Raw genomic sequence first — 21,201 nt, 5'->3', positions numbered from 1 at the left:
AAGCCGGTACGGGGAATCCCCGCGCGGTTCAGGCGGTGCCGTCCCGCTCAGGACCTCAATCCGTCCGAAACGTCGGCCCGTTCGGGACGGTCCGTATCGGAACCCGGTTCCCCGGGCGAGAGCTCAGTCCTCGGTCGTCGTCTTCGAGGCCGTCGCCTTCTTCGCCGTCGTCTTCTTCGCGGCCGTGGTCGTCTTCTTCGCCGCGGTCTTCTTGGCGGCCGTCTTCTTCGCCGGAGCCGCCTTCTTCGCGGGCGCCTTCTTGGCGGGCGCCTTCTTCGCCGTCTTCTTGGCGGGCGCCTTCGCCCGCTTCTCGGCGAGCAGCTCGAAGCCACGCTCCGGGGTGATCGTCTCGACACTGTCGCCGGAGCGCAGGGTCGCGTTGGTCTCCCCGTCGGTGACGTACGGCCCGAAGCGGCCGTCCTTGACGACGACCGGCTTGCCGCTGACCGGGTCCGCGCCCAGCTCCTTCAGCGGCGGCTTGGCGGCCGCGCGGCCACGCTGCTTCGGCTGGGCGTAGATCGCCTGCGCCTCCTCCAGCGTGATCGTGAACAGCTGCTCCTCGGACTGCAGGGAGCGCGAGTCCGTGCCCTTCTTCAGGTAGGGCCCGTAGCGGCCGTTCTGGGCGGTGATCTCCTGGCCGTCGGCGTCGGTGCCGACGACGCGCGGCAGCGACATCAGCTTCAGCGCGTCGTCGAGGGTCACCGTGTCCAGCGACATCGACTTGAACAGCGAGGCCGTACGCGGCTTGACGGCGTTCTTGCCGCTCTTCGGGGTGCCTTCGGGAAGCACCTCGGTGACGTACGGGCCGTAGCGGCCGTCCTTGGCGATGATCTGGTGGCCGGTGGCCGGGTCGGTGCCCAGTTCGAAGTCGCCGCTCGGCTTGGCGAGCAGCTCCTCCGCCAGCTCCACGGAGAGCTCGTCCGGTGCCAGGTCCTCCGGGATGTCCGCCCGCTGGTGGTTCTCGGCGTCCTTCTCCCCGCGCTCGATGTACGGGCCGTAGCGCCCGACCCGCAGCACGATGTCGTTGCCCACCGGGAACGACGACACCTCGCGCGCGTCGATCGCGCCCAGGTCGGTCACCAGCTCCTTGAGGCCGCCGAGGTGGTCCCCGTCGCCGTTGCCGGCGTCGGCGGCCACACCCTCCACGGTGCCCTCGCCGAAGTAGAACCGCTTCAGCCACGGCACGGACTGTGCCTCACCGCGGGCGATGCGGTCGAGGTCGTCCTCCATCTTGGCGGTGAAGCCGTAGTCGACGAGCCGCCCGAAGTGCTTCTCCAGGAGGTTGACCACGGCGAAGGACAGGAAGGACGGCACGAGCGCCGTGCCCTTCTTGAACACGTACCCGCGGTCGAGGATCGTGCCGATGATCGACGCGTACGTCGACGGGCGGCCGATCTCGCGCTCTTCGAGCTCCTTGACCAGGCTCGCCTCGGTGTAGCGGGCCGGGGGCTTGGTGGCGTGCCCGTCGACCGTGATCTCCTCGGCGCTGAGCGCGTCGCCCTCGTTGACCTGCGGCAGACGGCGCTCGCGGTCGTCCAGCTCGGCGTTCGGGTCGTCGGCGCCCTCGACGTACGCCTTCAGGAAGCCGTGGAAGGTGATCGTCTTGCCGGAGGCGCTGAACTCGACGTCCCGCCCGTCGGCCGCAGCGCCGCCGATCTTCACCGTGACGGAGTTGCCGGTCGCGTCCTTCATCTGGGAGGCGACCGTCCGCTTCCAGATCAGCTCGTAGAGCTTGAACTGGTCGCCGGTCAGGCCCGTCTCGGCAGGGGTGCGGAAGCGATCACCCGAGGGGCGGATCGCCTCGTGCGCCTCCTGCGCGTTCTTGACCTTGCCGGCGTAGGTGCGCGGCTGCGCCGGCAGGTAGTCGGCGCCGTACAACTGCGTGACCTGGGCACGGGCCGCCGCGACGGCGGTTTCGCTCAGCGTCGTGGAGTCCGTACGCATGTAGGTGATGAAGCCGTTCTCGTACAGCTTCTGCGCGACCTGCATCGTCGCCTTGGCGCCGAAACCGAGCTTGCGGCTGGCCTCCTGCTGCAGCGTCGTCGTACGGAACGGTGCGTACGGCGAGCGGCGGTAGGGCTTGGACTCGACGGAGCGCACGGAGAAGCGGGTGTTCTCCAGGGCTGCGGCCAGGGCGCGGGCGTTCGCCTCGTCGAGGTGGAGGGTGTTCGCGCTCTTGAGTTGTCCCAGGGAGTCGAAGTCGCGGCCCTGCGCGACCCGCCTGCCGTCGACGGTCTGCAGGCGCGCGACCAGCGACGACGGGTCCGACGGATCCCCCGCGCGGCCGGTCGCGAAGGTGCCCGTCAGGTCCCAGTACTCAGCAGAACGAAACGCGATGCGCTCGCGTTCCCGCTCGACCACGAGCCGGGTGGCGACCGACTGGACACGGCCGGCCGACAGGCGCGGCATGACCTTCTTCCACAGGACCGGCGAGACCTCGTAGCCGTAGAGGCGGTCGAGGATGCGGCGGGTCTCCTGGGCGTCGACCAGCTTCTGGTTGAGCTGGCGCGGGTTGGCCACCGCGGCCTGGATGGCGGACTTGGTGATCTCGTGGAAGACCATCCGCTTGACCGGGACCTTGGGCTTGAGCACCTCCTGGAGGTGCCAGGCGATGGCCTCGCCCTCGCGGTCCTCATCGGTGGCGAGGTAGAGCTCGTCGGACTCCTTCAACAGGTCCTTGAGCTTCTTGACCTGGGCCTTTTTGTCGGCGTTCACCACATAGATCGGCTCGAAATCGTGTTCGACATCCACACCGAGGCGGCGCACCTCGCCGGTGTACTTCTCCGGCACCTCCGCGGCGCCGTTGGGGAGGTCGCGGATGTGCCCGACGCTCGCCTCGACAACGTATCCGGGGCCGAGATAGCCCTTGATCGTCTTCGCCTTGGCAGGCGACTCGACGATGACGAGTCGGCGGCCGCCCTTCGCGGTCTCGCTGGTCGGGGACAACTTCGCTCTTCTCTCCGGTCGACGCTGGGGCCTCCCCAGGCCTTGCTCCCGGGGTCGGGTCTGCCTTCAGTGGCTCGTTCGCCTCCGGGGCGCTCGGAACCGGTACCGCGACCGCGACCGTGCTCAGCCCTCAAGGCCTCCGCGCGCTCGCGCCCTCGCCACCGGCGCACCTTCGGCTCACTCGCTCGTGACGCTGCGGAGTGTGACGGTACATCCCGCCCCCGTGTCAAACGGGAAAAGCCCGCAACGGCCACTCGAACGGTAACCCGACTACCGCCATTCCTGCCGCCCGGAGTCCCGACCGGCACTTTTCCGCCGGACCGGAGCACGACCTCTCCATTATCCGTATTGCCGCCCCTACGCGGTTCTCACCGGCGCTTCAGCAAGATCTTCTGGGGTGCCTCAGAGGCGGCTGAGGGACCATGTTCCGAGGGCCAGCGCGACCAGTGCGACCAGCGTCGCGAGGGTCGCCGATGCGACGGGGTTCACACCCTGGGCGACGGGTTGGCGCTGCCGTACGCGGATCGCGGTCCACCCCAGCAGACCGCCTCCGAACAGTGCGAACACCACTCCGGTGAAGATCGCCGGTCCGCTCTCCATGATCGCCCTGGCCTCTCTTCTCCCACCCGCGTGTGCCCCGGCCCCTGGGAGGCTGACACGCACGGGCGGCTGCCGCGCGAACCCGAGGTGAACGTCCGGTCGACGGGCGGGGTCGGCGGGCCGCCGGAAGCGGCGCCGGCAGATGCGACCGGCCTCACACCGAACCGGGCGGAGGTGTCTTTCCCGCCGTCTTTCCCGCGCTCTTCCCGCCGCCGGTCCCGCGCACCACGCACATGATCTTGGCGAATCCGGCGTTCCCGTCGGCCTCGCCGGCGATCCGGCGACCGCGATGTGCTCGGAACCGGGCGCCCGAATCGACTCGAATTTGTCGGCGCGGAGCTTGATCGCGTTGTCGAGGCCGTTCTTGTAGCGCATTTTGTCGGGCGCCTGAACGGATCCGATCACCGATCTGCTGGGGCGGCGCCGCTGACGGCCTGGGGCGGGCGCCGCCCGGCGCCGGCCCCTGAGGCGGGCGCCGCCCGGCGTCTCAGGCCGGCTCCAGGAACCCCTGCTCCACCAGCAACCGGATCTGCGCCGGGGTGCGGTCGCGCAGCAACACCGGGTCCTCGCCGACGAGCTGCGCGATGGCGTCCAGGATGCGGCCCGCACTCAGCGAACCGTCGCACACGCCCGCGAAGCCCGCGCCGACCGTGTCCACCTTGGTGGCCCGGCGCATGCCACGGTGCTGGCGCAGCACGACGTGCTCCGGGTCCTCGGCGCCCGGCAGCCCGACCTGCTCCTGCACGACCTCCGCGGCGAGTGTGAAGTGCCCCGTGAGCAGGGCCGCGTCGTCGTGCGCGCGCAGGTAGTCGAGGCGTGCGAAGTGCGCCCGGACCGTCTCGCCGAGGGGCTGTTCGACCGGGTGCGGCCACTCCTCGACGGTGATGGCGGGCTCGGTGGACGCCGTCTTCCGCAGCGTGATCCAGCCGAAGCCGACGGCCTTCACCTTGCGGGCCTCGAACTCGTCCAGCCACGCGTCGTACCGGGCCTGGTACTCCTCGGGGTCGCCCCGGTGGTCACCGGCGTCCCTGAGCCACAGCTCGGCGTACTGCGTGACGTCCTGCATCTCGCGCTGCACGATCCACGCGTCGCAGCCGCGCGGCACCCACGACCTGAGTCTGTCCTGCCAGTCCTCCCCCTCCACGTGCTGCCAGTTGCCGAGGAACTGCGCGAACCCGCCCTCGTTCAGCCGTTCCCCCGCCTGTTGAACGAGCGACCGGCACAGATCGTCCCCGCCCATCCCGCCGTCCCGGTAGGTCAGCCGGGCGCCCGGTGAGATCACGAAGGGCGGGTTCGACACGATCAGGTCGAACGTCTCGTCGTCCCGCACGGGCTCGAACAGGGATCCTTCGCGCAGGTCGGCCGCCGGGACGCCGGACAGCGCGAGCGTGAGCGCGGTGACGTGCAGCGCGCGCGGGTTGAGGTCGGTCGCCGTCACACGCGTGGCGTGCCGGGCGGCGTGCAGCGCCTGGATCCCGGAACCGGTACCGAGGTCGAGGGCCGAGGCGACGGGCGTACGGACGGTGATCCCGGCGAGGGTCGTCGACGCTCCCCCGACGCCGAGGACGACGTTCTCGTCCCGGCTGCCGATCCCGCCGGCCCCGCCGACCGCGCATCCCAGGTCGGACACGATGAACCAGTCCTCACCGCCCGGCCCTCCGTACGGCCGTACGTCGACGGTCGCGGCGACGTCGTCCGCGCCCGCGCGCCTCAGCCAACCGCTCTCCACGCACGCGTCCACGGGCAGAACGCCCTCCACGCGCGCGCGCGGCACCGGCTGCTGGAGCAGGAAGAGACGGACGAGCGCCTCGAGCGGAGTGTCCCCGCGGGTCGCCCGCAGCGCGGGCACGACCTCGCTGCGGGCCAGGGCCGCGTATGCGGGGGCGCCGAGCAGTTCGAGCAGCCCGTCTGCGGTGAAGGAGGCCGCGAGGAGGGCCACACGCAGCCGGGCGGCGACGTCGAGGCGATCGACGGAGGGCAGGGGGGACAGGGTGGCGTTACTCACGCCCCCATTGTGTCCCGCGTGGTGTCCCGCGCGCGTGCCCCACACCCGGGCCGGACCAGCCGACCGGCCGGCGTCCGCGGGTCGTGCTTCGACGCTGCCGGTCGCCGGGCGGTGCGAGGGGGCCCCGGCCCACGTCTGCCGTTCACGGTCCCCGGCGTCTGCCAGGACGCGGCCGGGCATCAGCCGTCGTCCACACATCACGGCCGGCGTCTGCCGGGCGTGCGCGGCGTCAACCGGGCGTGCGCGGCGTCAACCGGGCGTGGGCGGCGTCAGCCCGGTCGCCGGCCGCGTCCAGCCGGTCCCGCCCCGCATCAGCTGGTCGTAGCGGCGCGGGCCGAAGCCGAGGCGGCCACCTTCTTGCAGCTGTCCTGCTTGGCCATGGCGTTCTTGACGTCGCCCTGCTCCAGGTTCTTCAGCGCGGTGTTGCCGCTCTGGCTGAGCTTGCCCAGTTCGGTGGCGATGCCCTGGAGGCCGTCGGCGAACTTCGCCTGGTCCTTCGTGTCGAGTGCGTCGACCTGCTTCTTCAGGTCGGCGTAGGAGGCGGACAGGCCGTTGAGGGCCGTGACGGCGTCCTGCTGCTTCTTCTCGCCGTCCTCGACGCCGGGCGGCGTCCCCGCCTTCTGGACGGCCTGCGCGAGCGCCTTGTAGGCGTCGGACATGTCCTGGAAAGCCTGGGAGTCGGTCTTCTGGACGTTCGCCGGGGCGTTGTTGTCCGTGGCGGCCTTCTTGATGGCGTCGTTGGCCGCGTCGACCTTGGCGTCCTGGGCGGGCAGCGCGTCGCAGACCTGCTTGGCCCAGGCGTCGAGCTCCTTGTTGCCGTCGTCGCTGCTGCAACCCGACAGCGCCAGTACCAGTACCGCACCGCCGGACAGTGCGGCCGTGAGCTTCTTGTTCACCGGATTGGTCCCTTCCATGGCTCTCGGCCCCGGAAACATACACGCCAACCGGGCGACAACCCCAGGACGTATGTCCGCTCCATACATCCATAGGGCCATTTGCACCACGAGAGAGAAGGCTCACGGGCCGGGCGCACCCCGCACCGAAACGGGCGGCAGACGCGTCAACACGCGCCTGCCGCCCGCCTTTTGAGCTGCGGACCATCCCAGGGACCTATGAAACGACCGCCGGATCCGCCGACTTGGAGGGGGTGTCGGCGTTGTCTTCGTCACCCACGGCGATCCCGCGCCGCTTGGAGACGTACACCGCGCCGACGATCACGAGGAGCGCGAGGACCGCGATCACGATCCGTACGCCGAGGTTCTCGTCGTCGCCGTAGCTGAAATTGATCACCGCGGGCGCGATGAGCAGCGCCACGAGGTTCATGACCTTCAGCAGGGGGTTGATCGCGGGCCCCGCGGTGTCCTTGAAGGGGTCGCCGACGGTGTCGCCGATCACGGTCGCCGCGTGGGCCTCGCTGCCCTTGCCGCCGTGGTGGCCGTCCTCGACGAGTTTCTTGGCGTTGTCCCAGGCACCACCGCTGTTGGCGAGGAAGACCGCCATCAGCGTGCCCGCGCCGATCGCGCCCGCCAGATACGCGCCGAGCGGGCCGACACCCAGCGTGAACCCGATGAAGATCGGCGCCAGGACGGCGAGCAGACCGGGGGTCGCCAGTTCCCTGAGCGCGTCCTTCGTGCAGATGTCGACGACCTTGCCGTACTCCGGTTTCTCGCTGTAGTCCATGATCCCGGGCTTCTCACGGAACTGCCGCCGCACCTCGAACACCACGGAACCCGCCGACCGCGACACCGCGTTGATCGCCAGCCCCGAGAAGAGGAAGACGACCGCCGCACCCGCGATCAGGCCGACGAGGTTGTTCGGCTGCGAGATGTCCATCATCAGGCTCATCGGCGCCCCGTCACCGCTGAGCTTCTCGCCGACGTCCAGCGCGCCGGTCGTGATCGCGTCACGGTACGACCCGAAGAGCGCCGCCGCAGCGAGGACGGCGGTGGCGATGGCGATGCCCTTGGTGATGGCCTTGGTGGTGTTGCCGACGGCGTCCAGGTTGGTGAGCACCTGTGCGCCCGCGCCGGTCACGTCGCCGGACATCTCGGCGATGCCCTGCGCGTTGTCGGAGACCGGTCCGAAGGTGTCCATCGCGACGATCACGCCGACCGTGGTGAGCAGGCCGGTGCCGGCCAGCGCCACCGCGAACAGGGCCAGCATGATCGACGTACCGCCGAGCAGGAACGCGCCGTACACGCCCAGACCGATCAACAGGGCGGTGTAGACGGCCGATTCGAGCCCGACGGAGACGCCGGCGAGGACGACGGTGGCGGGGCCCGTCAGCGACGTCTTGCCGATGTCCCGGACCGGTCGTCGGCTGGTCTCGGTGAAGTAGCCGGTCAGTTGCTGGATGACGGCGGCCAGCACGATGCCGATCGCCACCGCGACGAGGGCGAGGATCCGCGGGTCGCCGTTCTTGCCCTGGATCGCCGCGTCGGTGACGCCCTCGAGGTCCGCGTACTTCCCGGGGAGGTAGACGAAGACCGCCACCGCGACCAGCGCGAGCGAGATCACCGCGGAGATGAAGAACCCCCGGTTGATCGCCGACATGCCACTGCGGTCCGTGCGGCGCGGTGCCACGGCGAAGATGCCGATCATCGCCGTGATCACGCCGATCGCGGGCACGAGCAGCGGGAACGCGAGTCCGGCGTCGCCGAAGGCCACCTTGCCCAGGATCAGCGCGGCCACCAGCGTCACGGCGTACGACTCGAAGAGGTCGGCCGCCATGCCCGCGCAGTCGCCGACGTTGTCGCCCACGTTGTCGGCGATGGTCGCGGCATTGCGCGGATCGTCCTCCGGAATGCCCTGCTCGACCTTGCCGACCAGGTCGGCGCCGACATCGGCGGCCTTGGTGAAGATGCCGCCGCCGACCCTCATGAACATCGCGATGAGCGCCGCACCGAGACCGAAGCCCTCCAGGACCTTCGGCGCGTCGGCCGCGTACACCAGCACCACGCAGGAGGCGCCGAGCAGACCGAGCCCCACCGTGAACATGCCGACGACGCCGCCCGTACGGAATGCGATCTTCATCGCTTTGTGCGAGACGGCGGTGAGATCCTTTTCCGGTTCACCCTCCGCCGGAGTCGCTTCCCGGGCCGCCGCCGCGACGCGCACGTTACTGCGTACGGCGAGCCACATGCCGATATAGCCGGTGACCGCCGAGAACGCCGCACCGATCAAGAAGAACACTGATCGTCCGGCACGCTGATTCCAGTCGTCCGCGGGCAGCAGCATGAGCAGGAAGAACACGACGACGGCGAATACGCCGAGTGTGCGCAGCTGCCGGGTCAGATAGGCGTTGGCGCCTTCCTGGATCGCTGCCGCGATCTTCTTCATGCTGTCGGTGCCCTCGCCGGCCGCGAGCACCTGGCGCAGAAGTACGCCCGCGACCACGAGCGCGGCCAGTGCGACGACCCCGATGACCACCACGAGGAGACGGTTGCCGTCGGTCAGCACTGCGGCTGCGAAGGTTGTGGGCTGGTCCAACCGATGAGGGAAAGAAAGCCCCGCCATTCGTCCTCCTTGACGCTTGGGCTGAGCTCAAGATGTGGACGGATTGTAGGTACCGGAACCTGATCAAAACAGTGCGCGGCAAATGGAATTCGCCTTCGCGCCCGAACCGGAAGATCGAGGGGAAGATCCGGGGGAGATCGGGGGAAGATCGATGGGAAAGTAATGCCTTGAGGGCATTGCCGTCGTGAATTGGTTCACGAAATTCCCGGGCGCAGGATTCACTTCTTCAAGATTCACTTCCTGGCACCACTGTAAGCGCGGGGGGCGATCTCCGCACATGCCGAAGGGCCCCACGAGGGGGCCCTTCGGGTGATGATGTCGCCGGGACCGCCGGATACGGCCGCGGGTGTCAGGCCAGCGGCGTGGCCACCGATGCGGACGGCCAGGTCATACGGATCGACCCGCCGTGTGCGCCGGCGGTGACCTCCACGTCGTCGACGAGGCCGCTGATGACCGCGAGGCCCATCTCGTCCTCCTCGGCCTCCACCTCGGCCTCTTCGCCGGAGCCCTCGACGCGGTCCCCGGGGACCGCGTGCGGCGCCTCGTCGCCCACCTCGATGGAGAACTGTTTCTCCTCCTCGATGAGCACGACCTTCACCGGCGCGGTGATGCCGCCGGTCTGATGCAGTCCGACGGCCCGGGAGCAGGCCTCACCGACGGCGAGCCTGACCTCGTCGAGAACGGCCTCGTCCACTCCGGCCCTGCGCGCCACCGCTGCCGCCACCAGTCGGGCGGTCCTGACGTGCTCGGGCAGCGCGCTGAAGCGGAGTTCAACGGTGGCCATGCATCCCCCTCGGAACTACGGGCGTGCTGTCGAGGGGCCGGGCCGCCGAGAGCCCGGTCCCCCGGTGTTCAACTGTTCCGAACCGGGCGCACCCGTTCGTGCGCCCGGATTCGGTGGGTCAGTCGGTGGCCGCCACCGCTTCGTCGACCGAGGTGTGGATCGGGAACACCTTGGTGAGACCGGTGATGCGGAAGATCTTCAGAATGCGCTCCTGGTTGCAGACCAGGCGCAGCGAGCCCTCATGGGCACGCACCCGCTTCAGGCCTCCGACCAGTACGCCGAGCCCGGTGGAGTCGAGGAAGTCCACGCCCTCCATGTCGACGACGAGGTGGAAATTCCCGTCGTTCACCAGCTCGACCAGCTGCTCGCGCAGCTTGGGCGCGGTATATACGTCGATTTCGCCACCGACCTCGACGACCGTACGATCGCCGACGGTACGGGTCGACAGGGACAGGTCCACGGATCCTCCAGCACCTTGCTATCGAGCGGTCGCCCCTCGGGACACCTCGGCAGGAGCCCCCGGGACGGTTCGCCAGCCGCGATGGCATTCAATCACTTACCGGCAGGCGTGCACGACGCCTTGGCTCCATTGTCCGTCACGCCAGTGACACACTCGGTGCCGATGGCCAAGAATCACCGACCCGATCGACCCACGGCACAGCCCGCCTCCCGCCTGTCGCCGGGCGAGGTCCTGGACCGGCTCGCCCCCGGACCGAGCCGGGCGTCGCGCATCACTCATACGGAGCACTTGCCCCCGCGCGCGGGCCGCCATGCCGTCTGGCCTGACCGGATTCGCCCGGAGGTGATCGCGGCCGTACAGGCGTGCGGTATCGAACACCCCTGGGCCCACCAGGCCCGGGTCGCCGAGCACGCCCTGGACGGCGATTCGGTGGTCGTCGCGACGGGCACGGCCTCCGGCAAGTCCCTCGCCTACCTCGTGCCCGTGCTGTCGACGCTCCTCGACGGCTCCGAAGCCCCGAACGGCCGCGGCGCCACCACCCTCTACCTGGCCCCCACCAAGGCTCTCGCGGCGGACCAGTGCCGATCCGTGAAGAAACTTTCACAACCCCTCGGCAGCGCCGTACGGCCGGCCGTCTACGACGGCGACACGCCGTTCGAGGAACGCGAGTGGATCCGGCAGTACGCCAACTACGTCCTCACCAACCCGGACATGCTGCACCGCGGCATCCTCCCCTCCCACCCCCGGTGGGCCTCCTTCCTGAAGTCGTTGAAGTACGTCGTCATCGACGAGTGCCACACCTACCGCGGTGTCTTCGGCTCCCACGTCGCCCAGGTGCTGCGCCGTCTGCGCCGCCTGTGCGCCCGCTACGGCGCCTCTCCCGTCTTCCTGCTGGCCTCCGCGACCGCGGCCGAGCCCGCGGTGGCCGCCGGGCGCCTGACCGGCCTCCCGGTGGTCGAGGTCGCCGATGACGCCTCACCCCGCGGTGAACTGGTGTTCGCCCTCTGGGAACCCCCGCTCACCGAGATGCAGGGCGAGAAGGGCGCCCCGGTCCGCCGCACCGCCACCGCCGAGACCGCCGACCTGCTCACCGACCTCGCCGTCCAGGGCGTACGCACCGTCGCCTTCGTCCGCTCCCGGCGCGGCGCCGAGCTGATCTCGGTGATCGCCCAGGAACGCCTCGCCGAGGTCGACCGCTCCCTGGCCCGGCGTGTCGCGGCGTACCGCGGCGGCTACCTCCCCGAGGAGCGCCGCGCCCTGGAACAGGCCCTGCACTCCGGTGAACTCCTCGGCCTGGCCGCCACGACCGCCCTCGAACTCGGCATCGACGTCTCGGGCCTGGACGCCGTCCTGATCGCCGGCTACCCGGGCACGCGCGCCTCCCTGTGGCAGCAGGCCGGCCGCGCGGGCCGGGCGGGACAGGGCGCCCTCGCCGTCCTGATCGCCCGCGACGACCCCCTGGACACCTTCCTCGTCCACCACCCCGAGGCACTGTTCGACCGGCCCGTGGAATCGACGGTCCTCGACCCCGACAACCCCTACGTCCTCGCCCCGCACCTGTGCGCGGCCGCCGCCGAACTTCCGCTGGGCGAGGAGGACCTGAAGCTGTTCGGCCCCGAGACCGAGGGACTGCTGCCGCAGCTGGAGGCCGCGAAGCTGCTGCGCCGCCGGACGAAGGCCTGGCACTGGACGCGCCGGGAACGGGCCGCCGACCTCACCGACATCCGCGGCGAGGGCGGCCGGCCGGTCCAGATCGTCGAGGAGGGGACGGGCCGCCTCCTCGGCACCGTCGACCAGGGCGCCGCACACGCCACCGTCCACGAGGGCGCCGTCCACCTGCACCAGGGCCGCACGTACCTGGTGCGGTCTCTGGACCTGGAGGACTCGGTGGCCCTGGTCGAGGAGGCCAACCCGCCGTATGCGACGGTCGCCCGCGACACGACGTCGATCTCCGTCCTGGAGACGGACGTCGAGGTGCCCTGGGGCGACGGCCGGCTGTGCTACGGCTCCGTCGAGGTCACCAACCAAGTGGTCTCCTTCCTGCGTCGACGGCTCATCACCGGTGAAGTACTGGGCGAGTCGAAGCTCGACCTCCCTCCTCGAACGCTGCGCACACGCGCCGTGTGGTGGACGGTCACCGAGGACCAACTGGACGCCGCCCGCATCAACCCCGAGATCCTCGGCGGTGCCCTCCACGCCGCCGAGCACGCCTCCATCGGCATGCTGCCCCTCTTCGCGACCTGCGACCGCTGGGACATCGGCGGAGTGTCGATCCCCCTGCACCCCGACACCCTGCTCCCGACGGTCTTCGTCTACGACGGTCATCCCGGCGGCGCGGGCTTCGCGGAACGCGCCTTCCACACGGCCCGCGCCTGGCTGACCGCCACCCACCAGGCCATCGCCTCCTGCGAGTGCGAGGCCGGCTGCCCGTCCTGCATCCAGTCCCCCAAGTGCGGCAACGGCAACGATCCGCTGCACAAGCGAGGAGCGGTACGGCTGCTCACGGAACTACTGCGGGCGGCTCCGGAGGAGAAGCCGGCGGATTAGCGGATCAGCGGACGGGGCCCGGAGGGAGCGGGGGCCCGGAGGGAGCGGGGGCACCCGGGTCGCCTGCGGTGGGGTGGATGGGGCACCCGCCATGCGGCGGTGGGGCACCCCCTGGCGGGCGGAGGCACCCACCTGGCGGGCGGCGGCGTCGCGGCGCCCTCGCGGCGGGCGGTAGGGGGTCGGCGGAGCACCCACGCCTCCCTGCGGCCGACCGGGTGGCACGGCAAGAACGGGGGTGAGGCGCTCCTGGCGCGCCTGAGGGCCGCGGAGGCAAGGCCGGGCGTCAGTGGGGGCCAGAGCTACGGCCCTCGCTCCTCCGGCACCACCTCCTCCGCCCCCGGAGGGCCCGCCCTCGCCCTGACCTCCGCCGCGAACGGCCCCTGCCCGGCAGCCGCCGTCACGTCCGAGATCTCCCCCACGACCGCGCACCGCACCAGCCGCGCGCCCTGCGCCCGAGCCACCCGCTCCGCCCGCGCACAGGCCGCCGTGGCACCGTCCGTCCAGTGGCCGGCGGCCGCGAGCGCCGCGAGGTCCGCGCCGCCGGCGGCCCGGTGCCGGGCCAGGACTGCCTGCCCCAGGGCGAGCACCGCACCGAACACCACGCACAGCACGGCGATCGCCCCGACGGTCCAGACGGTGGCCGAGCCGCGGTCGGAGCCACGACCGCGGTACCTGCCAACGCCCCGGCCTCTCCCCAACCCGGCTCGACGCCCGCTCATGGCCCCACCCCCACGCCCTCAGCCGCCGCCACGTCCTGCGCCACTCCCACGTCCTCCGCCAAGCCGACGTCCTCAGCCGCCGCCACGGCTTCCCCCCGCACCTCGAACGGCAGCCCGCCCAGCACCGGCGGCTCCGCCACGACCACCACTCGGACCTGGTCGCCCTCCCGGCTGACCGTCACTCGTGCCCCGCGGGGTGCCGTCGCCCGGGTCACCTCGACCACCGCCTCGGTCGGGTCCTGCCGGGCCGCGGCCCGGGCGCCTGACCTGGCCGCGTCCACGCACTGGAGCTGAGCCGCCATGACGAGCAGCCCCCACACCAGCGCCAGGGCGAACGCCACCAGCACCGGCAGCACGACGGCCGACTCCGCCGTCACGAACCCCCGATCCGCTCCCCGCTCCCGTGCCCACTCACGTACTCGCACTGAGCGCCCTCTGAACGAGGCCCTGCAGCTCCGCGGTGACCGTCCCGCTCGTCACCACCTTGTAGAGGATCACCGCGAACGCGACCGCCGCGACGATCCCCATCGCATACTCGGACGTCACCATCCCCGCGTCCCGCCGCGCCGAACGCCCCCTGCACACCAGGGCACGCAACCGCGCCCGTACCACCTTGCACATCTCAACCCCCGTGAGGTTCTGTCGCTGCTTCACCGGACCCGATGGGTCCCGCTTGGTCCTGGTCGATGGTTCTGTTGGACCTGTAAGTGCTGTTGAAGTCACTTGATCCCGAAGGGTCCGTCGGAACGGACGCCAGCCGGTTCCCGCCGACCCCGCCGGCCTCGCCGACTCTGTCGGTTCTCTGGTGCTCGACCTGCCTGCCGATCTCCCGCCGTCCAGCCATTCCCCTCACTCCCGACGGCGTCCTCGCTCACCTCACCGTCACGGCCTCACGGCCCACCTCCTCCCAGCGCACCACCCGCCAGGCCGATCACGACGGGCGCGATGCCCACCGTGATGAAGGCGGGCAGGAAGCACAGCCCCACCGGTGCGGTCACCATGACGGCCGCACGGCGGGCCCGGGCCGTCCCCGCGCGTGCCCACTCGGCGCGGGCGTCGGCGGCGATCCGGGCGACCGGTCCGGCCGCCGGAAGCCCCGAGACGTCGGCCCGCTCCAGCAGGCGGGCCAGGGCGGCCGCACCGGGCGCAGCGGCCAACCTCCGCCAAGCGGTGGCCGGTTCGCCGCCGAGCCGCACCTCCGCGGCACCGCGCGCCAGTCCGTCCCCGACGGGACCGCCGAGGGCCTCGCCCACCGCCTGTGCCGCGACCACCGGACCGGCGCCCGCCGCGATGCACGCGGCCAGCAGGTCGGCGGCGAGCGGGAGTTGCCGGGCGGCAGCCCGCACGTCCGCCTCGCTCACGGCGTCGGCCGCTCGCTGCCGACGGCGCCACCATCGCATCACCACCGCGCCGATGAGCCCCAGGACGAGCCCGACGACACCACCGCCCACCGCCCAGCCGGCACCCAGGACCGCCACCTCGGGCAGCCACCGCCGCACCAGCTCCCGCGCTCCGGGACGAGAGATCTCCGGCACCGACGGCACGGCCAGCGACTCAATGAGCCGCTGCCGCGCCCTCCGCTCACGCCGCACACCCGACAACCAGCGCACGAGCCACGCCAGGAGCATCGCGATCCCCACGGCCGCCCCCAACCTGTGGACAACTTCCGCACTCATTCCGACTCCGTTTCCCTCGACGGGCCGCACACGGCCCGCCCGAACGCCCCACCGTTCACTCCCGCCTCACATCCCATCTGCGCCTCACGCACCTCCACCCCGCCTCACACCCCCTCCGCGCCCCGCACGATCCGCACCGCCCACCACATCCCGATCCCCTCCAGCAAGCCGCCGACCAGCAGGCACCCCCATCCCGGGCCGGTGTGCAGCAGGACACGCAACGGGTCGGCGCCGAGCGCGGTACCCAGAGCCAGGCCCAGGACCGGCAGGCCGGCGAGCATCACCGCCGTCGAGCGCGCCCCCGCCAACTGCGCCCGCAGGTCGGCTCGCTGGTCTCGCTCCGCTCGCAACGCCCCCTCCAGTCGGTCGAGTCCGGCGGCGAGGCCCGCGCCCTGGTCCACGGCCACCCGCCAGCACGCGGCGAGCCCCAGCAGTCCGTCGGCCCCCGGTTGCCGGGCCGCGGCCGCGAGCGCACCGGGAACATCCCCGCCGAACCGCGCCGCCGCCAGCACGGCGGCCTGCGCCGAGCCCAGCCCTCCGGAGTCGCGGGCGGCCCGCTGCAACGCCTCCCCGGGCTGCCGTCCCGCCCGCACCTCCCCGGCGAGCGCCGCGCACAGCGCGATCACGGCGTCACCCCGACGCTCCCCGGCCCGCCGCACCTGGCGCGCCCGCCGCACCCGGCGCAGCAGAGGCACTCCGGCCGCCCCCGCGACGACCGGCAGCACCGAGGCGCCCAGCACCGCCAAAGCCAGTCCGGCAACCGGCCCCCACCACTCGGGCCGCCACCGACCACGGATCTTCCGCAGGTCGCGGGCCAGGTCCGGCCATGACGGGGGCCCGCTGCCGACCACCCCGCCTCCCGCCAGCAGCAGCTGTGCCCGCCGACCCCCGGAGTACGGCCCTCCGAGCAGCCAGATCGCCGTCCCGGCGCAGACCCCGGCCGCGGCCATCGGCACGTCAGGCATCACGCTCATCTCCCGCTCCGCTCCTCTCGCCTCGCAGCAGCTCCCGCAGCCGCTCCCACCCGCGCTCGCGGCGGAACATCTCCGCCTGCCACCGCAGCGCCGGTACCGTCCGGACCAGCCCGGACGGGTCCCGCTCCAGCACGTGCACCTCGGCGATCCGCCGCCGCCCGTCCCGGTCCCGCACGAGGTGCAGCACCACCGACAGCGCGGCCGCCAACTGGCTGTGCAGCGCCGCCCGGTCCAGCCCGGCCGCCGTGCCGAGCGCCTCCAGGCGGGCGGGCACGTCCGCGGCGGCGTTGGCATGGACCGTCCCGCAGCCGCCTTCGTGACCCGTGTTCAGGGCGGCCAGCAAGTGGACGACCTCGGGCCCGCGCACCTCGCCCACGACCAGCCGGTCCGGCCGCATGCGCAGCGCCTGCCGCACCAGGTCCTCGAGCGTGACGAGCCCCGCTCCCTCCTGGTTGGCGGGTCTGGTCTCCAGCCGGACGACGTGCGGGTGATCCGGCCGGAGCTCCGCCGAGTCCTCCGCGAGCACGATGCGCTCCCCCGGCCCGACCAGCCCCAGCAAGGCGCTGAGCAGGGTGGTCTTGCCGCTCCCGGTGCCGCCGCTGACCAGGAAGGACAGGCGGGCCCGCAGCAGGTCCCGCAGCACCTGGTCGCCGCCCGGAGGCACCGTGCCCGCGGCCACCAGTTCGTCGAGCGTGAACGCCCGCGGCCGTACCACCCGCAGCGACAGGCAGGTGCAGCCGACGGCGACCGGGGGCAGCACCGCGTGCAGCCGGGTGCCGTCGGGCAGTCGCGCGTCGGCCCACGGCCGGGCGTCGTCCAGACGCCGTCCGGCCACCGCGGCCAGGCGCTGCGCGAGGCGTCGTACGGCCATCGCGTCCGGGAAGGAGACGGTGGTCAGCTCCAGGCCGCCGCCGCGGTCGACCCAGACCCGGTCCGGGGCGGACACCAGCACGTCGGTCACCGACGGATCGGCGAGCAGTGGCTCGAGGGGACCGCTGCCGACCAGCTCGGACCGCAGTTGCTCCGCCGCGCCGAGGATCTCCGCGTCCCCCAGGACCCGCCCCTGCTCCCGCAGTGCCTGGGCCACGCGCGCGGGGGTCGGTTCGGCGCCGCTCTCGGCGAGCCACTGCCGTACACCGTCGAGCAGCGCGCCCGTGCCCCTCGGCCGTTCCAGTCCGGGCAGCGTGCTCATGCGCCACCCGCCTGGACCAGCGCCCGCTCCCAGAACTCCGTGCAGAACCGGGCGAGAGGGCCTCGAGGGACGGCGCCGGGTGGTGTCCTGCCGCCGTCCGGGCGCAGCAGACCCGATTCGACAGGCACCTCGCCGGCCAGGGGCAGTCCGAGCAGCCGGGCCACCTCGCGGTCGTCGAGTCCGGGCGCGTACGGCCCGCGTACCGCGACCCGCAGGTCGCGCAGGACCATGCCAATGGCGGAGGCAACCCGTCCGGCCGCCGCGACGGCGCGCAGCTCGGCGGGGACCACGAGGAGCCCGACGTCGATCTGCGCGAGAGCCTCGGCGACGCCGTCGTCGATGCGGCGCGGCAGGTCGACGACGACCGTGCCGCCGCGGCGCCGGGCCGCGGCGAGCACCGCGCGCACGGCCGGGGGCGGGATGGCGACGCAGTCGCCGCGGTCCCAGCTGAGCACCCGCAACTGGTGCAGTTCCGGCAGCGACTCCTCCAGGGCGCCGCCGCCGACCCGCCCGCGCGAGGCGGCGAAGGCGGGCCAGCGCAGTCCTTCCGCGGTCTCGCCGCCGAGGAGTACGTCGAGTCCGCCGCCCAGTGGATCGGCGTCCACGAGGAGGGTGCGCAGTCCCTCACGCGCGGAGGTGACGGCGAGCGCGCACGCGAGCGTGGACGCCCCGGCCCCGCCGCGCCCGCCGACGACGCCGACGGTGAGAGCGGGCCGGCCGACGCCCTCGGCGACGTCGGCGATGCGGTCGACGAGCCACTGTTCGCCGTCGGGCAGCACCAGGACGTGGTCGGCGCCGATCTCGACGGCCCTGCGCCACACGCCGGAGTCGTCCTGGTCGCGTCCGACGAGGACCACTCCCCGTCTGCGGGCGGCCCCGCGGACGCGGCGCGCGGCGTCGTCGCCGACCAGGACGAGCGGCGCGGACTCCCAGCCACCCCGGTGTTCGGGCACCGAGGGGTGCACCTCCGGTGTGGCGCCCGCCGCGGCGCACAGCCGCAGCAGGTCGTCGAGGAGCTCGGCGTCCTCGGTGACGATCAGCGGCCTGCCCTGCCGTCCGGCGGCGGGTGGCGGGTCGTGTGTGACGGCTCCGGTCACGGCTTCCATCCCCCTTCGCTGCGTGGCACGCACCTCTCTGCGGCCTCGCGATTCCCCTGCGTGTGAAGACCGGCGACAAGGTCCCCGGATGAACGGCCGGCGGATACCGGCCACCGTGTCGGCAAACGGAGCCGACCATGAACTCGGCTCGAGCGGGACGCGGTGGAATCACGGTGCAACGAACCCGGAAAATGGTGTGGATCTTGGTGGATAACTGTGGACGATTGCCTGGTTGTGAATATCGCTGTCACCCATACCGGTGACTGCCATGCCGCTTCCTGTGCGACTTCCGCAGAGGAGTCCGACGACTACGCACAGTGACGGATCGCGGGCATGCGAAAGGGGCGACCGCAGCCGCCACGAGACGGCACCACAGACGCCCACAGAAAGGAAAAACCCACCCGGACATGCGACGACCCCCGCCGGGGGGGAGAGCGGGGGTCGTCTCCACGGCCGACTCGGGGGGGGAGGAGCCGGACCGGGTTAGCACGGTCGCGAACGATCCGTGACTTCCATGGTGTACCCGAGAGGCCTCTCAGGCAAACCCACGCGCCCACCTTACGCCGAATGGGCTGCCCCTATGCTCTGGGTTGTGGAAAACCACTCCTTGCCCCGCACAGCGGCGTTCTTTGACCTGGACAAGACGGTCATTGCGAAGTCGAGCACGCTCACCTTCAGCAAGTCCTTCTACCAAGGCGGGCTGATCAACCGCAGGGCGGCCTTGCGCACCGCATATGCCCAGTTCGTCTTCCTCGTGGGCGGTATGGACCACGACCAGATGGAGCGGACCCGCGAGTACCTGTCCGCGCTGGTGCGCGGCTGGAACGTCCAACAGGTGAAGGAGATCGTCGCCGAGACCCTGCACGACCTGATCGACCCGCTCATCTACGACGAGGCGGCCTCCCTGATCGAGGAGCACCACACCGCCGGCCGCGACGTCGTGATCGTGTCGACGTCGGGCGCCGAGGTGGTCGAGCCGATCGGCGAGCTGCTCGGCGCGGACCGTGTCGTCGCCACCCGCATGGTCGTGGGCGAGGACGGCTGCTTCACCGGCGAGGTGGAGTACTACGCGTACGGCCCGACCAAGGCGGAGGCGGTCAAGGAGCTGGCGGAGTCCGAGGGGTACGACCTCTCGCGCTGCTACGCCTACAGCGACTCGGCGACGGACCTGCCGATGCTGGAGGAAGTCGGCCATCCGCATGCGGTGAACCCGGACCGTGCGCTGCGCCGCGAGGCCCTCACGCGCGGGTGGCCGATCCTCGACTTCCACCGGCCGGTGCGGCTGAAGCAGCGCATCCCGTCGTTCTCCGTTCCGCACCGCCCGGTGCTGGTCGCCGCGGCCGCCATAGGAGCGGCGGCCGCCACGGCCGGCCTGGTCTGGTACGCGAGTCGGCGCAGGGCGGCGCCGAGCGCCTGAGCAGCGACCCCACCGCCCCCACCCGGGCGTCCCTTTCACGCCCGTTCGCGAGTAAAAGTAAAGAACCGGTGGCAGCACTTCCGCTTGCCTGGGTCCTGGAGTACAAATGACTCAACGGCCCGCGAGACCAAGGACATCCGAAAGGATCACCTTAAACAACGCAATTGGCCCCACGGACCGAAGCATGAACGCCGGGCACCCACGCGACGTCGACCCGTCGATTACGGGCCAGCCGCACCAGGTGACGGGCAAAGTTCCCGACCTGATGGGCGACATTCGAGGACGCCTGGTAACTCGGCGAGCATGCCAGCGGCGGTACGAGAACTCGTACCGCCGCATCTTTGCGCAGGCCCCTCCGAGGGGCCTGTTTCTCGTTATGCCGCCCCGCGCTGGAGCGCCTCGCACACCGCCGTGGACTCCCGGGCGCCCAGCTCGACCGCCCGGCCGCAGTGGGCGATCCAGGCCGCCATGCCCTCGGGGGTCCCGGAGACGTAGCCGTCCAGAGCGGCCAGGTAGGCGGCCCGGCCGAGTTCCGCGTGGCCCACCTCGGCCGGGCAGACCGACTTCGGGTCGAGACCACTGCCGATCAGGACGATGCGCTCGGCGGCGCGCGCGACCAGGCCGTTGTGGGAGGCGAAGGGGCGCAGCGCGAGCAGTTCGCCGTGCACGACGGCGGCTGACACCAGGGCCGGAGCGGAGCTGCCCGCCACTATCAAGGCGGCCAGCCCTTCGAGCCGGCCGGAGACCTCGTCCGCGCTGGGCGGCGGCAGCTCGATCAGCGGCTCGTCGACCGGTTCACCGGCCTGCCGCGGGCGCCCGACCTCGTCGCCCTCACTCGCCGCGGCCACCAGGTGCAGCCGTGCCAGCACCCGAAGGGGTGACTGACGCCAGATGGACAGCAGCTGACCCGCTTCGGCGGTCAGCCGCAGCGCCGCCCCGACGACGCGCGCCTCGTCGTCGACGCCGAAGTCACTCCGCCGGCGCACCTCCTCCAGGGCCCAGTCGGCGCCGGACAGCGCGGCCGAGCCACGGGCGCCGCGCAGGGCCGCCTCCGAGGTGATCTCGGTGCTGCGGCGTCGCATGACGCGGTGCCCGTAGACCCGGTCCACGGCCTTGCGCACGGTCTCCACGGACTCGGCCACACCGGGCAGGGAGCCAAGGGCCGCGAGCGGGTCGGCGGTAGCGCCTGTCGTACTCATGAGTACGACACTACGCAACAGGAGGGCGCGCCCCTCGAAGGAGTGGTCTTCTTCACGCCGCCTGCCACG

The 21,201-nt window shown here is 71.8% G+C and carries 17 protein-coding genes; 2 read left to right on the top strand and 15 right to left on the bottom strand.

Features of this window, described 5'->3' with window-relative positions:
• Positions 1–123: 123 nt before the first annotated feature.
• The 7 genes from topA to bldG all read right to left on the bottom strand — a co-directional run bounded on the left by topA (position 124) and on the right by bldG (position 10,311).
• Positions 124–2,946: a type I DNA topoisomerase gene (gene topA, locus ACIBBD_RS09155; RefSeq protein ID WP_399418648.1), complete on the bottom strand. Its 2,823-nt coding sequence runs from the start codon at positions 2,944–2,946 to the stop codon at positions 124–126.
• Positions 2,947–3,348: 402 nt separating this feature from the next.
• Positions 3,349–3,546 (bottom strand): hypothetical protein, encoded by a 198-nt coding sequence (locus ACIBBD_RS09150; protein WP_399418647.1) that lies wholly within the window; start codon positions 3,544–3,546, stop codon positions 3,349–3,351.
• Between the two features lie 487 nt (positions 3,547–4,033).
• Entirely contained in the window at positions 4,034–5,551 is a 1,518-nt protein-coding gene (locus ACIBBD_RS09145) for a methyltransferase (RefSeq protein WP_399418646.1), read from the bottom strand.
• Between the two features lie 311 nt (positions 5,552–5,862).
• Positions 5,863–6,465 carry a small secreted protein gene (locus ACIBBD_RS09140; RefSeq protein WP_399418644.1) on the bottom strand — a complete coding sequence of 201 codons (603 nt, stop codon included), beginning with the start codon at positions 6,463–6,465 and terminating at the stop codon, positions 5,863–5,865.
• 196 nt (positions 6,466–6,661) lie between these two features.
• Positions 6,662–9,067, bottom strand: a complete 2,406-nt coding sequence (locus tag ACIBBD_RS09135; RefSeq protein ID WP_399418643.1) for a sodium-translocating pyrophosphatase — start codon at positions 9,065–9,067, stop codon at positions 6,662–6,664.
• Between the two features lie 349 nt (positions 9,068–9,416).
• Positions 9,417–9,851 (bottom strand): ATP-binding protein, encoded by a 435-nt coding sequence (locus tag ACIBBD_RS09130; protein WP_399418642.1) that lies wholly within the window; start codon positions 9,849–9,851, stop codon positions 9,417–9,419.
• A 118-nt stretch (positions 9,852–9,969) separates the two neighbouring features.
• Positions 9,970–10,311: an anti-sigma factor antagonist BldG gene (gene bldG, locus ACIBBD_RS09125; protein ID WP_009189842.1), complete on the bottom strand. Its 342-nt coding sequence runs from the start codon at positions 10,309–10,311 to the stop codon at positions 9,970–9,972.
• Between the two features lie 81 nt (positions 10,312–10,392).
• Between bldG and ACIBBD_RS09120 the strand changes: the two genes are divergently transcribed.
• Positions 10,393–12,858, top strand: a complete 2,466-nt coding sequence (locus tag ACIBBD_RS09120) for a DEAD/DEAH box helicase (protein ID WP_399418641.1) — start codon at positions 10,393–10,395, stop codon at positions 12,856–12,858.
• A gap of 299 nt (positions 12,859–13,157) precedes the next feature.
• Here the strand turns inward: ACIBBD_RS09120 and ACIBBD_RS09115 are convergent, their stop codons facing one another.
• The 7 genes from ACIBBD_RS09115 to ssd all read right to left on the bottom strand — a co-directional run bounded on the left by ACIBBD_RS09115 (position 13,158) and on the right by ssd (position 18,525).
• Positions 13,158–13,577 (bottom strand): Rv3654c family TadE-like protein, encoded by a 420-nt coding sequence (locus tag ACIBBD_RS09115; protein ID WP_399418640.1) that lies wholly within the window; start codon positions 13,575–13,577, stop codon positions 13,158–13,160.
• On the bottom strand, positions 13,574–13,954 hold the full coding sequence (locus ACIBBD_RS09110) for a TadE family type IV pilus minor pilin (RefSeq protein WP_399418639.1): 381 nt from the start codon (positions 13,952–13,954) through the stop codon (positions 13,574–13,576). The genes ACIBBD_RS09115 and ACIBBD_RS09110 overlap by 4 nt, the downstream gene beginning before the upstream one ends.
• A gap of 34 nt (positions 13,955–13,988) precedes the next feature.
• On the bottom strand, positions 13,989–14,198 hold the full coding sequence (locus tag ACIBBD_RS09105) for a DUF4244 domain-containing protein (protein ID WP_399418682.1): 210 nt from the start codon (positions 14,196–14,198) through the stop codon (positions 13,989–13,991).
• A gap of 269 nt (positions 14,199–14,467) precedes the next feature.
• Positions 14,468–15,253, bottom strand: a complete 786-nt coding sequence (locus ACIBBD_RS09100) for a type II secretion system F family protein (RefSeq protein ID WP_399418638.1) — start codon at positions 15,251–15,253, stop codon at positions 14,468–14,470.
• 104 nt (positions 15,254–15,357) lie between these two features.
• Positions 15,358–16,227, bottom strand: a complete 870-nt coding sequence (locus ACIBBD_RS09095) for a type II secretion system F family protein (RefSeq protein WP_399418637.1) — start codon at positions 16,225–16,227, stop codon at positions 15,358–15,360.
• Complete coding sequence (locus ACIBBD_RS09090) at positions 16,211–17,419, bottom strand: TadA family conjugal transfer-associated ATPase (protein WP_399418636.1); 1,209 nt, start codon at positions 17,417–17,419, stop codon at positions 16,211–16,213. Before ACIBBD_RS09090 ends, ACIBBD_RS09095 begins: the two co-directional genes overlap by 17 nt.
• The gene (gene ssd / locus ACIBBD_RS09085) at positions 17,416–18,525 is read right to left on the bottom strand and encodes a septum site-determining protein Ssd (protein WP_399418635.1); all 1,110 of its coding nucleotides are present in this window, start codon (positions 18,523–18,525) and stop codon (positions 17,416–17,418) included. The genes ACIBBD_RS09090 and ssd overlap by 4 nt, the downstream gene beginning before the upstream one ends.
• A gap of 571 nt (positions 18,526–19,096) precedes the next feature.
• Between ssd and ACIBBD_RS09080 the strand changes: the two genes are divergently transcribed.
• The gene (locus ACIBBD_RS09080; protein ID WP_399418634.1) at positions 19,097–19,933 is read left to right on the top strand and encodes an HAD family hydrolase; all 837 of its coding nucleotides are present in this window, start codon (positions 19,097–19,099) and stop codon (positions 19,931–19,933) included.
• Positions 19,934–20,307: 374 nt separating this feature from the next.
• On the opposite strand, the gene ACIBBD_RS09075 is transcribed toward ACIBBD_RS09080, so the two are convergent.
• Positions 20,308–21,132, bottom strand: a complete 825-nt coding sequence (locus tag ACIBBD_RS09075; protein WP_399418633.1) for an oxidoreductase — start codon at positions 21,130–21,132, stop codon at positions 20,308–20,310.
• Positions 21,133–21,201 lie beyond the last annotated feature (69 nt).

The organism is Streptomyces sp. NPDC051315 (genome assembly GCF_044455165.1).
Taxonomy (GTDB): Bacteria; Actinomycetota; Actinomycetes; order Streptomycetales; family Streptomycetaceae; genus Streptomyces.
Note: the sequence above shows the minus strand (reverse complement) of the source record. Positions and strands in the feature narration are given on the sequence as shown.